Source organism: Alphaproteobacteria bacterium, assembly GCA_040216735.1.
In the GTDB taxonomy this organism is placed as follows: Bacteria; Pseudomonadota; Alphaproteobacteria; order SHVP01; family SHVP01; genus CALJDF01.
In genome coordinates this window covers 822,961-837,747 of the sequence record JAVJOO010000002.1, presented here as the reverse complement: position 1 = coordinate 837,747, position 14,787 = coordinate 822,961, and the positions used below count along the sequence as shown (strand labels likewise).

General features: G+C 65.3%; 11 protein-coding genes. 5 read left to right on the top strand and 6 right to left on the bottom strand.

The annotated features are described in order from the left end of the window. Positions 1-17: 17 nt before the first annotated feature. Entirely contained in the window at positions 18-845 is an 828-nt protein-coding gene (locus RID42_05320; GenBank protein ID MEQ8247083.1) for an alpha/beta hydrolase, read from the top strand. Between the two features lie 370 nt (positions 846-1,215). Here RID42_05320 and RID42_05315 read toward each other — a convergent pair whose 3' ends face one another. Both RID42_05315 and RID42_05310 read right to left on the bottom strand, forming a co-directional pair. Further along, positions 1,216-1,593 (bottom strand): ASCH domain-containing protein, encoded by a 378-nt coding sequence (locus RID42_05315; protein ID MEQ8247082.1) that lies wholly within the window; start codon positions 1,591-1,593, stop codon positions 1,216-1,218. Beyond that, positions 1,590-2,744 carry an FAD-dependent monooxygenase gene (locus RID42_05310; GenBank protein ID MEQ8247081.1) on the bottom strand — a complete coding sequence of 385 codons (1,155 nt, stop codon included), beginning with the start codon at positions 2,742-2,744 and terminating at the stop codon, positions 1,590-1,592. Before RID42_05310 ends, RID42_05315 begins: the two co-directional genes overlap by 4 nt. A gap of 95 nt (positions 2,745-2,839) precedes the next feature. On the opposite strand from RID42_05310, the gene RID42_05305 reads away from it, so the two are divergent. Then, the gene (locus RID42_05305; GenBank protein MEQ8247080.1) at positions 2,840-3,661 is read left to right on the top strand and encodes an aspartate/glutamate racemase family protein; all 822 of its coding nucleotides are present in this window, start codon (positions 2,840-2,842) and stop codon (positions 3,659-3,661) included. Between the two features lie 75 nt (positions 3,662-3,736). Here RID42_05305 and RID42_05300 read toward each other — a convergent pair whose 3' ends face one another. The 3 genes from RID42_05300 to RID42_05290 form a co-directional block, all read right to left on the bottom strand. Beyond that, entirely contained in the window at positions 3,737-5,290 is a 1,554-nt protein-coding gene (locus RID42_05300) for an FAD-binding oxidoreductase (GenBank protein MEQ8247079.1), read from the bottom strand. 64 nt (positions 5,291-5,354) lie between these two features. Beyond that, on the bottom strand, positions 5,355-7,436 hold the full coding sequence (locus RID42_05295; protein MEQ8247078.1) for a S9 family peptidase: 2,082 nt from the start codon (positions 7,434-7,436) through the stop codon (positions 5,355-5,357). Then, positions 7,433-8,479: an NADP-dependent oxidoreductase gene (locus tag RID42_05290; GenBank protein MEQ8247077.1), complete on the bottom strand. Its 1,047-nt coding sequence runs from the start codon at positions 8,477-8,479 to the stop codon at positions 7,433-7,435. Before RID42_05290 ends, RID42_05295 begins: the two co-directional genes overlap by 4 nt. 76 nt (positions 8,480-8,555) lie before the next feature. Here RID42_05290 and RID42_05285 point away from each other — a divergent pair, with 76 nt between their 5' ends. Then, the gene (locus tag RID42_05285) at positions 8,556-9,680 is read left to right on the top strand and encodes a class I SAM-dependent methyltransferase (protein MEQ8247076.1); all 1,125 of its coding nucleotides are present in this window, start codon (positions 8,556-8,558) and stop codon (positions 9,678-9,680) included. Positions 9,681-9,684: 4 nt separating this feature from the next. On the opposite strand, the gene RID42_05280 is transcribed toward RID42_05285, so the two are convergent. Next, positions 9,685-11,643, bottom strand: a complete 1,959-nt coding sequence (locus tag RID42_05280) for an FAD-dependent oxidoreductase (protein MEQ8247075.1) — start codon at positions 11,641-11,643, stop codon at positions 9,685-9,687. 98 nt (positions 11,644-11,741) lie between these two features. On the opposite strand from RID42_05280, the gene RID42_05275 reads away from it, so the two are divergent. Next, positions 11,742-12,173 (top strand): CBS domain-containing protein, encoded by a 432-nt coding sequence (locus RID42_05275; GenBank protein MEQ8247074.1) that lies wholly within the window; start codon positions 11,742-11,744, stop codon positions 12,171-12,173. A 32-nt stretch (positions 12,174-12,205) separates the two neighbouring features. After that, complete coding sequence (gene ligD / locus RID42_05270; protein MEQ8247073.1) at positions 12,206-14,773, top strand: DNA ligase D; 2,568 nt, start codon at positions 12,206-12,208, stop codon at positions 14,771-14,773. Positions 14,774-14,787: the final 14 nt, after the last annotated feature.

The following is a 14,787-nucleotide window of genomic DNA, read 5'->3' as shown; positions in this document are numbered from 1 at the left end:
AAACACCGGGACCGACCATGACCATTGAACGCGCCTTCGTGCGAATTAAGGAAGGCCAAGCGCACTATCGTCGCACCAAGGAAGAGATCGGCGGTCGTCCGTTAGTGACGCTGCACATGTCGCCGGTGGCGAGCAACTTTCTGCTCCCTCTCTTGGAAACGCTGGACGACGGCACCCGCCGGTTGATCGCGCCCGATACTCTGGGCAACGGCGATTCCTGTTCGCTGGAGAAAGACAGCCCCGAGATCCCCGACTTCGCCGAGGGACTGAGCCGTGTGCTTGACGCCCTGGGCGTGGGCGAAATCGACCTCTACGGCGTGCGCACCGGTTCGATGATCGCCACCGAACTTGCGCTGTTACAACCGGACCGGGTCAAGCGCCTGATTCTCGACGAGTTGACTGTGCCGGGTCCGGCACGCAGCACCGGATCGATCGGCGTGCCATGCCCGCCGCCCGACGCCATCGGCAGCCAAATCGACTGGGCGTTCCACGTGATGAAAGACCACTGGGCGTTCTATCCGTGGTGGCAACGCGACGCCGACCACCGCAGATCGTGGAACATGCCCGACCCGATGGAACTGCACGAGCAGGCCGTGGCCGTCCTCAAAGCGGTGCGTACCTTCGGCAAACCCTACAACGCGGCAATGCGTTGGGACCGCGACGGTCGCCTGCCGCTGCTCAAGGTACCGACCATGGTCCTGAACGAGCCGACCGGCACGATCTACCCCGACATGCGTCCGACCGCGGCGGTAATCCCGGGCGGCGTCTACCGCGACATGCCGGTGGGCGACCCTACCCAGCCGGCCAAGGCCCGCACCATCGCCGCGTGGCTCGCCGAGGGCTGAACGCCCGCCCGAAATCGCGACGAAACAAAGCCAACTCCCGCAGAAACACTCACCTTTGCCGGAGAGGCACCCGGTCGCTCGGACGACCGCAAATGTCGAAACAAAGCCAACTCCCGCAGGAACCCTCTGCCTTGGCCGGTGAGAGTCTGTCTCCCTGACAGCCGCACCCACAAAACGCCGAAACAAAGCCAACTCCCGCGGAAATCCTCGATTCTTGCGGCACGGCAGATTTCGCTTGAGTGATCGTCCGATCCGCCTGGGGAGGAATGGGGCGGGACTGGGAGCGGTTCAAGGGCGGGACCGGGAACGTGATCGGCGGGACCGGAACGGTGATCGCTGAAAGCTCGGTTCGCTCGGCCCGGAACTAAACCTAGAGCGGTTCGAAGTGGATCGCCGTCAAGACCGTATCGTCGGTGAGCGTGAGGTGCGGCCAGCCGCGAATATGGGAGTCTTGGAAGGCCGCCGCCGAGGTTTCGGCCTCGGCGCGCCAGAGTTTTTCCGGGATGCTATCGAAGCGGCAATCGTAAACGTCGGTGATGCGCAGGCGGGCGTGAACCACGCCATGGTTGTCATGGAGGTCGGCGATGTCGCCGATCCCGTAGACCGCATCGTCGTAGGTATTGCGTGGCACGCCCCACGTCGATTTGGGGCGCGCGGTCGCGGTCTTTGAGCCATCGCGCACCTGGGCGATGAGATAGGCGACAATGGCGTCGTCGTCGGCCCAGAAACAGAAGCGCTTGACGATCACACCGGTACGGTCAACGCGTCATAGCCGAAGATGTCGGGGGGTAGGCCGGCGCGCATGTTCTTGCTGGCGTCCGAGACCTGGAACGTTACCTCGGCGCGAGCGGCGGAGCGTTCGACGATCTCGTTGGCGCGCGGGCGGCGCACCGTCTCGTAGGCGGCCAGGGCGTCCGCGTCGAGTCCGTGATCGGTCAGCGCGCGGGCCAGCACGATCGAATCCTCGATCGCCATCGACACGCCCTGGCCGAGGAAGGGCAGCATCGGATGCGCGGCATCGCCGAGCAGGGTGACGCGGCCCCGGGACCACTGCGCCATCGGCGGACGACCGAACATGCCCCACTTGTGGCACCGGCCCTGTTCGGTGTTGGCGATGATGAGGCGGAATTCTTCGTTCCAGCCGTCGAAGCTCTGCAACACCTCGTCGATCGTCGCGGTGACGTGCCAGCCGTCGTCGATCCAGTCGCTGCGCCGGGCAAAGCCGACGTAATTCACCGTCTTGCCCTTGCGGATAAGGTAGCGCGTCATGTGGGTGCCGGCGCCGTGGCCGTTGGCCGATGCCGGCGTGATCAGACCAGGCGGCAGGCGGTCGACCGGGGTCAGGCCGCGGTAGGCGACGTAGCCGAGATAGTGCGGCGCGCCGGGGTTCCACAATTGCGCGCGTACCACAGACTTGAGGCCGTCGCAGCCGATCAGCACGGCGCCGGATGCCGACGTGCCGTCGGCGAACGTTGCCATGACGCCGTCACCGTCGTCGGCGAACGATACGAGTTCCTTGTTGAGCGCGATCGCCGCCGGATCGTTGGCGCGCACCGCACCGACCAGGAGCGCGTGCAGGTCGGCGCGATGGACCTGCCAGTAGGGCGCGCCGTAGGTCGCCTCATATTCCGGGGCGGCGTCGAGCGCGATGATCTCGCCGGTCGCCCAGTGCTTGCGGCCCATCGCATCGGGGCTGTTGGCGATGTACTCCATGTCGTCGCGCAGACCGAGAGCGATCAGTACACGCGTTGCATTGGGCGCGAGCGAGATGCCGGCGCCGACCTCACCTAATTCGGTAGCGCGTTCATAAACCTTGACCGGCACGCCGGCGCGCTGGAGCGCCAGGGCCGCGACGAGGCCGCCGAGACCGGCGCCTGCGATGATGACACCTTGCGACATGCTTGATGCTCCCGTTGTTGCCCGCGATTCGTTCGCCCAGGCACCGAAGCGGTACTATAGTGACCACTGACCGGACCGCCAAAGGGAGGGGTGTCATGGAAAAGAGGATTGCCGTCATCGGTGGCGGCGTCGGCCGCCGCGAGCCGCTGGCCCCGATCGAAGAAGTACGCTCGGACGGTTTCAACGCGACGCTGGTCAACCCGCGCCTGAAGGTGTTCCCGCATACGCCCTACGAACGTGGGCTGTCGATCATCGCGTATCTCGACAGCGCTATCGAGGCGCAGAAGGCGGGCTACGACGCGGTGTTCATCAACACCATGGGCGACTATGGCATCGACGAGATGCGCTCGGCCCTGCGCATCCCGGTGGTCGGCGCGGGCGAGGCGGCACTGACCCTGTCGGCGACGGTGGGTCGGCGCTTTTCAGTCGTGAAGATCTGGCCGCCGCGCATGAACTTCATCACCGAAGAGCGCTTGCGCAACACCGGGGCGGCAGCGCGCTGCGCGTCGATCCGCAACGTGTTGCGCGACGACGAGGTGGTGAGCACGACGACCGCCGTCGGCGCGATCGAGACGATGAACGACCGCAACAAGGACATGACGCAACGCATCCACGACGCGGTGCGTCAGGCTGTGGAAGAGGATGGCGCGGACAGCGTGGTGTTGGGCTGCACCTGCATGGCGGTGCTGGGGCCGGAGATCGCGGCGCGCGCGCCGGTCCCGGTGATCGAGCCGATGCGCACCGGCTATGTCGCCACCGAGGCGCTGCTGCGGCTCGGCTTGAAGCAAAGCCGCGTCGCCTATCCGCAGGCCAACCCGGACCTGCTGCGCGCGACCGAGGACATGGTCGTGAACATGGAGCGACCGAACCTGTCGGCCGACTGCGACATGTGCGTTGTCAGCGAGGCGGCGGAGTAGCGGTCGCTCGATCGGCAAGCGGTTCGCAGGACGACGCACCCCGCTTCGGTCTCGGATCGACTATTGTCGCACTACCTATTCGAACCCTAAGTTCCCCGGGCTCAGCGCGTGGTCCGGGTCGAGTAGGTCCTTAAGTTCGCCGATCATCCGTGCGGCGCCGGGTTCGAGCGAGTCCTGGTAGCGGTAGAACTTGGCGAGCTGCACGTTGACCGCGCCGAGGTCGTAGAACAGGTCGCGTAAATCCAAACGCAATTTCTGTGCAAAAGCGCGCGCCTCGGGATGGGGCGGGTTGTTGCGGAACTTGTCGGCGGTCGGCCTGTCGAGGTGGCGCAGGTGCAACTCGCTGACCTCGTCGGGCCACAGGAACGACGGCTCGCACAAAAAGTACTGATCGGTCGCGTGAGTCATGTAGGACTCGATCATGTTGTGGCGCTGCAGCTCGGATCGATAGGACTCGAAGAAGCGCTGTACTTCGCTCACGACGTTCACGGCCTGCGACAGCGGGAACATGGCGTTCGTCGGCACCCAGCGCTCGCCGTCCTCGCCCAGGAAGCCGCGTACGAAGAAGCGGCGCGCCGCCATCGCCTTGGGCAGGATGTTGGGAATCTCACGACCGTATTTCAGGCAGATCTTGCGGGCGATCTCCATCCGAGCCTCGGCGGCGGCATCATTGACGCCGTCGAAGGTGAGATGCATCGACCAGGTGACGCCGTCCATGAAGTGACGGCCCTGGGTCGCCATCTGGATCGTATTTCTGATACCGCCCTTGCCCTTCGAGACCTCCGCCATGGAGGAGATCGCGTCCTTGAAGCTGACCTTGGTAAAGGCCTGGCTCTTGTACGGATCGAGGCCGAGGACGCCCTTGCCGGTCACGATGCCGGCGTGGGACATGTCGATCATCGCCCGGACCTCGTCCTCGTAGCTCTCGAACGCGAAGGACGCATAGACGATGCCCTCCTGCTTCTTCACGAGCTTCATCACAGCGCGGGTCTTGATGCCGAACGAGCCGGTGTCGCCGAGGAACAGACCGGTGAGGTCGGGGCCGTAGTGGCGGAAGAACGGGTTGGCGTCGTTGCCGCGACCCCACGAGCCGGTGCGCAGCACGCTGCCGTCGGCGCGCACGACCTCGATCGCGAGAATATCCTCCATGCCCTGGGGCACGTTTTGCGACAGCGCGCCGCCGACGGTGGAATAGACGCCCGAATAGGGCGCGGCGAAGGCGACGGCGAGGCCAGCCTTCTCAACTTCCTCGAACACCGCCTGCCAGGTGCAGCCGGTTTCTGCGATGACGTAGCGGTCCTCGGCGTTGACCTCGACGATGCGGTTGAGGCCGAGCATGTCGATCATCACCGTGCCAGGCCGCGCCGGAATGTAGCCCTTGGTATAGGACATGCCGCCGCCGCGGGTGGCGATCACCAAACCCGCGTCGCGGGCGGCCTTGACGACGGCCGCAACCTCCTCTGTAGAGCGCGGCCGGACGACAAGGTCGGCGGTCTCGGCGTCATCCCAAAAGAAGATGTCGCGCGAGAAATAGCGGCGCTCGGCCGCGTCGGTCACGACGTTGGCGGCGCCCACGATGGGTTCGAACAGACCGGGTAGGTCGTTGGTGTGTTTGGCGGCGGCGGTCATGGGCATCTCTCCTGTCGGCTGGCGGCTACAACACACCCGAGGAGCATTCCAAGCAAGGTGTGGGTTAGGTCCGTCTGTCCAACGCCCACAGAATGAACGCATACATGCGGCCGATCTCGTCGAGCCGGGCGAAGCGACCTGCCTTGCCGCCGTGGCCTGCGTCCATGTTGATGTGCAGAAGGAGCGGATTGGTGTCGGTTTTGGTCGCCCGCAGTTTGGCGACCCACTTCGCGGGCTCCCAATAGGTCACGCGCGGATCGGAAACGCCGCCGGTCACCAGCATCGCCGGATAGTCCTGCGCCGCGACATTGTCATAGGGCGAGTAGGACGCGATGTATTCGCGGGCCTCTTCGTCCTCGATTGGGTTGCCCCATTCGACCCACTCGGGCGGGGTCAGCGGGAGCGAATCGTCGAGAATGGTGGTCAGCACATCGACGAAGGGCACGTCGGCCACCACGGCCCCGAACAGGTCGGGCCGCATGTTGACTACCGCGCCCATCAACAATCCGCCCGCGCTGCCGCCATGCGCCGCGATGTTACCGGCTGCGGTGTAGCGCCGGTCGATCAGATACTCGGCGCTGGCGATGAAATCGTCGAAGGTGTTCTTCTTGTTGTGCAATTTGCCCGAACGGTACCAGCCATAACCCTTTTCCATGCCGCCGCGGATATGGGCGATGGCATAGACGAAGCCGCGGTCGGCTAGGCTAAGCCGGTTGGTTTGAAACGCGGCCGGAATGCTGATCCCGTAGGAGCCGTAGCCGTAGAGCAATAGCGGGGCGCTGCCGTCGCGCGGCGTGCCCTTGCGGTAGAGGAGTGAGATGGGAACGCGCTCGCCGTCCGCGGTCGGTGCCATCAGGCGTTCGGTCACGTAGTCGGCGGGGTCGTGGCCGCTTGGTACGTCCTGGCGCTTGCGCATGGTGCGGGCGCCCGTGGCGAGGTCGTGGTCGTACACCGTGAGCGGCGTGGTCATCGACGAATAGCTGAACCGCATCACCGCAGCGTCGTGCGGCATTTCGTGGAACAAGCTGAGATCGTAGGCCGCTTCGTCGAAGGCGATGGTGTCTTCACGACCGTCCGCAACGGCGTGCACGACCAACCGCGGCAACGCGTCGATCCGCTCCAGCCGCACGATGTAGTCGGCAAAGACATTGAGGCTCAGAATCAACCGTCCGGGCCGGTGGGGAACGAGGTCGCGCCAATGAGTGCGGCCCGGTGTCGCGACAGGACAGGTAACGATCTTGAAGTCCTCGGCACCGTCGGCGTTGGTGACGATGACGAGTTGCTCGGCGCGGTGATAAACGCTGTAGCTGACGCCGGGGTCGCGCGGCGCCACCAGGACCGGTGGCCGGCTAGGCGCGTCGGCATCGATCAGACGGACCTCGCTGGTGTCGTCATGGGCGGCGCAGTTGACGGTGATGTAGCGACGGCTCTCGGTGCGCCCGAGCGACAGGTAAAAGCCCTGGTCGGGTTCTTCGTAAACGAGCGTGTCGTTTTTTGGATCCGCGCCGATGACATGACGATAGACCCAGCGTGGCCGGTGGTTGTCGTCGCGGCGGACATAGAAGATCGTCCTATTGTCGTTAGCGATACGCAGGTCGCCGCTGAGACCGCCGATCGCGTCCTCGATCAGCGATCCGGTCGCGGCGTCGCGCACCCGAAGGCGATAGTTTTCGCCGCCCGTCAGGTCGACGCCGTAGGCGAACCGGGTGTGATCGTCGCTGACGATGAACATCGACACCCGGTAGAAGGCCTCGCCCGCCGATTCGGCATCGGCATCGAGCAGAACTTCCTCCGCGCCGTCGTCGCCCTTGGTACGGCAATACAGCGGGTGCTGACCGCCGTCGTTGTAACGAAGGTAGTAACGGTATTCGTCGACCGGGACGGGTACGCTGGAATCGTCCTCCCTGATGCGGGCGCGCATTTCGCCCACAAGGGTGTCGGCGAGGGCGTTCAGTGGTGCCAGCGTCCTGTTGGTGTAGGCATTCTCGGCATCGAGGTAGGTGCGAATCTCGGAGTCGAGCACCGACGGATCGCGAATGACGTCTTGCCAGTTTTCGGCCCGGAGCCAAGCATAGGGGTCGCCTTGGGGCGACAAATGCGGCTTCGCCGCAGCGACCGGCGGTGGCGGTTTGGACGCACCGTTCACCGGGGATCCTCGGCGACCCGAACCAACCACTTGCCGATGTTCTCGCCCTGCATCAGGCCGACAAAGGCCGCAGGCGCCGACTCGAGTCCATCGAAAATTCGCTCGACACACTTAAGGTCGCCCGCTTTGAGCAAGCGGGCGAGTTCGGCCTTGGCCGTATCGTATTCGGCGACGTGATCGTGAACGGTGAACTGCCCGTCGAACTCGTCCGATTGATGCCATTCGCTCGAAGACAAATTGTATTTCGAGACGATGCCGCAACGGGTGTGGCGAGCCCCGGGATTGAACTGAGCGTTGATCGTTGCCGCCATGGCGCCGCCGACGTTGTCGAAATGATAGTCGACACCGCCGGGGCACGCGGCGCGGACCGCCGCCGCGAGGTCGCCGCAAGTCCGGTAATCGATCGCTGCATCCAATCCGAGGTCGTCGGTGAGATATCGCGCCTTCTCTGCGCTGCCGGTCAGGCCGACCACGCGGGCGCCGGCCAACCGGCCGAGCTGCGCCGCGACCGAACCGACCGTGCCCGCAGCACTGGTTACCACCATGGTTTCGCCGGGCGCGAGGCGGCCTTCGTGCTGGAGGGCAAGAATGGCGGTCAGACCGGGCGTTCCCAGGACACTGAGGTGGGCCGCCGGCGGACCGAGCGCGAGGTCGCAGGTACGGATGCCGGCCGGATTGTTTTTTCGGTTGTAGCCTTGGCGCGCTACGACGGCATGGCTTTGCCAGCCCAACAGGCCGTCGACGACTGCACCTTTTGGATAGTCCGGATCGTTCGATGCGATAACCTCGCCCACGACCGATGACGGCACGACCTGGCCGAGCGCGGAGGGTGCACCCTCCGGCCGCATCGCCCTGTTGGTTGCGGTCGTCGGGTTGAGCATGAGGCGCAGGCGCGGTTCGATCCCGATCAGGATGGCGCGCACCAGGAATTCGCCCGGACCGGGCACCGGGAGCGGCCCTTCTTCGAGGCGGAAATCGCTTTCCTTGGGAGCGCCTTGTGGGTGTGTCGCAAGGACCCACCGGCGGTGGACTGTGTCATTCATGGGGTGATCTCCTGACGCCCATCCTAGGGCCTGGATAGGGATGCGGGAAGGAAACCTCCCGTGATACGCTAGGAAGATGAAACCGGCTGGCCTGACGATCGACGAAAGCCACGACGAGGGCGCGCGCATGCGCTTTGTCGCAGGCATTCGCGGCTATATTGGCGGCACGTTGATGCCGGGCGCGCGGGCGATCGCCGATCACCAACTGACGCCGGCGTTTCGCCGAAATGCCGGGCACGACCCCGACCGTCACGCGTTGCGCAAACTGGCTGAGCGCACCGCGCTTTATCCCTGGACCAGCGCATTGCGGCGCACCCAACAGGAAATGATGTGGGACACCTCGGGCACGACGTTGGCCCGCCAATGGCCCGCCGGGCCACCCAAGGGCACGGGTCGCGCGACCCTGCGGCTCGACCCGATGGTGCGGGTACCGCGCTACCAAAGCGCGGTCGATATCCACTGCATGCCCGGCAATTACCACAGCGAATTGGCCGACAACGACGCCTTCGCCGGCGCGCTTTACGATCACGTCATCGTCTCCTACGGCTATATGGGCGCCGATGCGGCTGGAGTCGGCGAGGCCCTCGCGGCCTTCGTGAGGCGCAACTTTCCCGACCTTCGGGTCCAACGCCTATTGGACATGGGCTGTACCGTGGGGCATTCGACCCTGGCCTATGGGCGCGCCTTTGTGGGGGCCGAGATCGACGCGATCGACGTGGCCGCGCCTTGCCTGAGACACGCCAAAGTTCGCGCGGATGCAGCCGGCGTCGCCGTTCAGTTTTCGCAACAGAACGCAGAGGCCACCGATTTCGCCGACGGCAGTTTCGATCTGGTCGTCTCGACAATCGTGCTGCACGAGACCTCGAACCGGGCGATCCGTAACATCTACAGCGAATGCCATCGCCTGCTGCGGCCCGGCGGGGTGATGGTGCATTGCGAATCGCAGCAGTATTTCGCCAAGACCCCGTTCGATGCGCAGTGGCACCGGTGGGGGGCGCATTTCAACGCCGAACCGTTCATGGAAACCATGCACGAAATGGAGTTGAAGGAGCTTGCCGTCGCATGCGGTTTCGCGCCCGAGAAATCCTTCCCGCAGGTACCGATGCTCGCGACACTGGCCACCGATATGACGGTGGCCGACCCCGGGCGGCCGCCGCGGACCTATCCGGAAATTCTCTACGTCGCGGGTGCGGTGCGCTAAGACGCTAAAGCGTGCGGGCGAGGCGGTGAGCGTCGTTGGTGGCGGCCCAAATGCCGCGCGGCGCGATGCAGTCGCCTGCGGCCAGGGCATCGTCGGGATAGGCCCGCGCCGCAGTACCGGTGGCAAGGATGATCGCATCGTAGGGGCCCAGGCGCGTACCGTCGGTCAGGTCGGCCATCCCGTTTTCGACGCGGTCGACCAGCACGCCCGGCAGGAACCGTACCGTCGACGCTGCAAATCGGTGCAAGACCTCGGCGCGCTCCAGCGTGTAGTCGAGGGCCGCGCCGCAGACGTCCGCGGCCGGCGTAACCACCGTGATCGCCCGAACCGCGGGATCTTCGATCAGGTGGTCGATCAGCGACACCGTGGGCCAGCCTCCCTCTTCGTCGACGACGAGAACGTTGCCTGCCACGGCGGCGGTGCCAGTCATGACGTCGCGGCCCATCGGCAAACCCGCCGCACCGGGAATGCCGTCGCGCAGGTGCGGCCGGCGTTGCCAGACCTTCGTGACCGCCGGTTCGGCGCCGACGGCCCAGATAACGTGGTCGGCCTCGGGCGGTGTCGCCGCGTCAATCCGCGTGGCGGTCTTGACGGCGACGCCGAGCGCCGCGAGTTCGCCGCGCCACCAGGCGAGCGCGGCGGCCATTTCGCGACGGTGGGGCGAGCCCGCCGCCAAGCGCAAGGCACCGCCGAGATGATCCTCGGCTTCGTAGAGCGTGACGGTATGACCGCGTAGGGCGGCGACGCGCGCGGCCTCCAGACCCGCCGGCCCGCCGCCGACGACGGCAATTCGTTTCGGCGCGGCGGTAGGCAGGATCGGGCCGAGATCGCTTTCGCGCCCCGCCGCCGGATTGACGATGCAGGTGCCGGCAAGGTGCTGAGCGGCGAAGGCAAGGCAGCCTTGGTTGCACGACACGCACGGGCGAATGCGCGCCTCGTCGCCCGCCATGACTTTATTGGGCCAATCCGGATCCGCAATGAGGGTGCGGGCCATCGCTACGATGTCCGCCGCGCCCGATGCGAGAATCTGCTCGGCCTCCGGCGCAGTGCGGATGCGGCCAGCGACCATGACCGGGACGCGAAGGGTTTGGGCGAACGCGCGGGCAAGGCCGGCATGTTCGGCGCGGGGATGGCTCATCGGCGCAATGAGTTCGGGAAACGACCAGTGCGAGCCGTTCATGACGCTGACCCAATCGCAAAGACCCTGACGATCGAGCCATTGCATCGCGGCAACGGACTCGGTCAGGCCGTAGTCGCCGGGATCGGTGGCGATGGCATGGGTCGCCGAGGTACGCACCCCGACGGCAATTTCGCCCTTGGTCGCGTCGCGAATGGCATCGAGGGTTTCGGCGACGATGCGCACGCGGTTCTCGATCGAGCCACCGTACGCGTCGGTGCGTCGGTTCAGCGTCGGCGACAGGAACGCGCCGTAGAGATAATCAGTGGCAGTCTGTACCTCGACTGCGTCGAGGCCCGCCCGCCAGCAGCGCACGGCCGCCTCGGCGTGGGCGCGGACGATCTCGCGGATACCCTTGGCGGTGAGCACGGCGGGCGTCTCGCCGGTGCTGGGCGAAGGGATCGGCGAAGGGGCGACGGCGGCCTGGCCGTCTAGGTAGGACACGTTGTGCCCCCCGTGCCACAGGATGAGCGACAGCAGCGCGCCAGCGTCGTGCACTACGTCCGCCGTCGCCGCCAGGCCGGGCACGATCCGATCGTCGTAGACAACAAGCTGGTGTTCGTAGTTGTGGCTATTGGGGTGGACCGGCGCGGATTCCATACACACCATCGCCGCCCCGCCGCGCGCCCGGGCGGCGACATATTCGCGCAGGCGCGCGCCCACGGTACCGTCGGCATCGCCCAAACGCAGGCTGTGGCCGGGCTGAACGATGCGGTTCTTCAACGTTTTCGGACCGAGCGAAAGGGGCGAAAACAGACGGGGATAGCGGGGTGTGCCGGGGTTCATGGGCGGACTTTACTTTCGATTTGGGCGACCCGGGCCGGGAACCGTGGCCGATGCCGCGATTTCGTGCATAATCCGCAGTCTGGGGGCGGAGTTACGTTATGAGTATGGAAGTTGATCTGATCGTCCGGCGCAAGAACCGGAAGGTTGTTACCGTCACGCCGAGCACGACCATGGTCGATGCGGCCAAGGTTCTGGCCGAGAACCGGATCGGTTTGCTGATGGTGGTGGGCGACGAAGGTAAGTTCGTCGGTGTGCTGTCCGAGCGCGATATCGTCAAGGCCGTCGCCGGCGGCGCTGACCTGATCCACGGCATGACAGTCGACGAGATCGCCGTAAAGAAAGTCGTGGCTTGTCGCCCGCAGACGACGGTGTCGGATGTGTTTCGCACGATGTCGACCCGGGGCTTTCGCCACATGCCGGTGATTCACGAAGGCAAGGTTGTCGGCGTCGTCAGCTTGACCGATGTGCTGCTGTCGATGGCGCAGGAGCCCGGCGCCTACCAGGAAGCGATGCAGGAAGCCGCCACCTGAGGGCGCGGCGCGCCCGCGCCTGAGCCGAACCAATGGCGAAGAAGCCCGCCCGCCCTGCGTCCAAGAAATCCTCTAAGTCCGGCGACCGCGGCGCCCAACTCGACGAATACCGCGCCAAGCGCGACTTTCGCGTCACGCCCGAACCGGTACGCTCCGCGCCCAGCGTCAGCGGCAACATGTTCGTCGTGCAAATGCACGATGCGTCGCGCCTGCACTACGACTTCCGAATCGAAATGGGCGGGGTGCTGAAGAGCTGGGCGGTGACGCGCGGGCCGAGCCTCGACCCCAAGGTTAAGCGCCTAGCGGTGCGCACCGAGGATCATCCGGTGAGCTACGGCGCGTTCGAAGGCACGATTCCGAAGGGCGAATACGGTGGCGGCTCGGTCATCGTGTGGGACACCGGTGCCTGGGTGCCGATGACCGACGACCCCGACGCCGACTATGCGCGCGGCGATATGAAGTTCCGCCTCGACGGCAAGAAGATGAAGGGCGGCTGGGCGCTGGTGCGGATCAAGGGCACCAATGCCACCGGCAAGGAATGGCTGCTGATCAAAGAACGCGATATCTACGCTCAGCCCGAAGCCGACGGCATCGTCACCGAGGACGCGCCGCACAGCGTGATCTCGGGCCTGACGGTCCAGGAAATGGAGGACCGCGCCGCGCTGCCGCCGCTGCCGCGGGTGGCTAAACCGAAACCCAAACCGGCGAAGATCCCCGGTGCCAAGAAAGCGGCGCTGCCGGCGGCACCTAAACCGCAACTCGCGACCCTCGCCGCCCAGGCCCCCGGCGACGACGGCTGGCTGCACGAGATCAAGTTCGACGGGTACCGCACTATTGCGCGACTCCACGATGGCGCTGTTCGGCTGACAACCCGTAACGGGCACGACTGGACCGAGAAATACCAGCCCATCGCCGATTTTCTAGCGACCCTCCCGTGCACGGAAGCGCTGATCGACGGCGAGGTCTGTGTGCAAACGCCCACCGGGACGACGAACTTCGGGCTGCTGCAAGATGCGCTGGCGGACGCCGCCAAGGAGAAGCTGGTCTTCTTTGCGTTCGACCTGATGTACCTCGACGGTTTCGACCTGCGGGCTGCGCCGCTCAGCACGCGCAAGGACGCCCTTGAGGGGTTGCTCCAGGATACCGTCACCGCGACCTGCCCGGTCCATTTCAGCGATCATCACCGCGGCGGCGGGCCCGCCTTTTTCGCCCAGGCGGCGAATATGGGCCTGGAGGGAATCATCTCCAAGCGCGCCGATGCGCCGTACGTTTCGGGCAAGACCAAGACCTGGTTAAAGATCAAAACATCGGCCGCGGGCGATTTCGAGGTCGTGGGCTTCGCGCCCGGCAAGGCCGGCGGCGGGTTGGGCGCGCTGCTGCTGGCGGAACGGGTGAATCACAAGCTGCACTATGTCGGACGGGTCGGTACAGGCTTTGCCGAGCGCGAAGGCGCACGGTTGGTGAAGGCGCTTGGGGAAATCGTCCGCGACGGACCGATCGCCGGCCTCGTGATCGATCCGGAGAGCGCGGCAGAGGTCAAAGACGCAACCTGGGTTCAACCAAAACTCGTCGTCGAGGTCGAGTACGCAAACCGGACGGGTAAGGACCATTTGCGTGCGGCCCGCTACAAGGGCGTGCGCGCCGACAAAGCCGCCGGCCCCGGCGATGCGCCGGTTAAACCCAAGCTGGTGACCGACGCCGTACTTGCCGGTCTGTGGATCACCAACCCTGAGCGCAAGATGTTCGCCAATGACGGACCGAGCAAACTCGACCTTGCGCTGTATTACGCCAAGGTCGGCGACTGGATGCTGCCCGAGATCGTCAACCGCCCGATTACCCTGGTGCGTTGTCCGACCGGAAAACTTGCCGACATGTTCTACCAACGTCATGCCAGCGACGGCATGCCGGGGGACGTCAAGAAGATCGGCATGTACGGCGACGACGACGAAAAGGCGCGCGACGACTACATCTATATCGACGATGCCAAGGGCCTGTTGTCGCTATCGCAGTTCGGGGTCATCGAGTTCCATCCCTGGGGCTGCCTGGTCGACAACATCGAGCGGCCCGACCGAATCGTCTTCGACCTCGACCCCGACGAGTCCGTCGATTGGCGCACGGTGGTCGACGCAGCCTATCAAGTGCGCGACGAATTGGAGGACCTCGGTATCGCCAGTTTCGTGCGCACGACCGGCGGCAAGGGATTGCATGTCGTCATGGCGATCGAGCGGCGGCATACCTGGAAAGAAATGAAAGATTTTTCCCACGGGGTCGTGCGCCTGCTCGCGCGCAAACACCCCGGTCGCTACACCGACAATCCGCAAAAGCCCGCGCGCAAGGGCAAAATCTACGCGGACTACCTGCGCAACGGGCGCGGCGCGACGGCAGTCGCGTCCTATTCACTACGCGCCCGCGCCGGCGCGCCGGTCGCCACCCCGGTGGCCTGGGAGGAATTGCGCGACATCGAAGATCCGCGGGATTTCGACTGGCAGAGCGTCCCCGATCGTCTCGCCCGATTGGCGCGCGACCCGTGGGAAGACCTTGCCAAGTCCGCCGTGCGCCTAACCGCCGACCTCAAGAAAAAAGTGTCTATTAACAAATAGGTACAAAGTCGGGT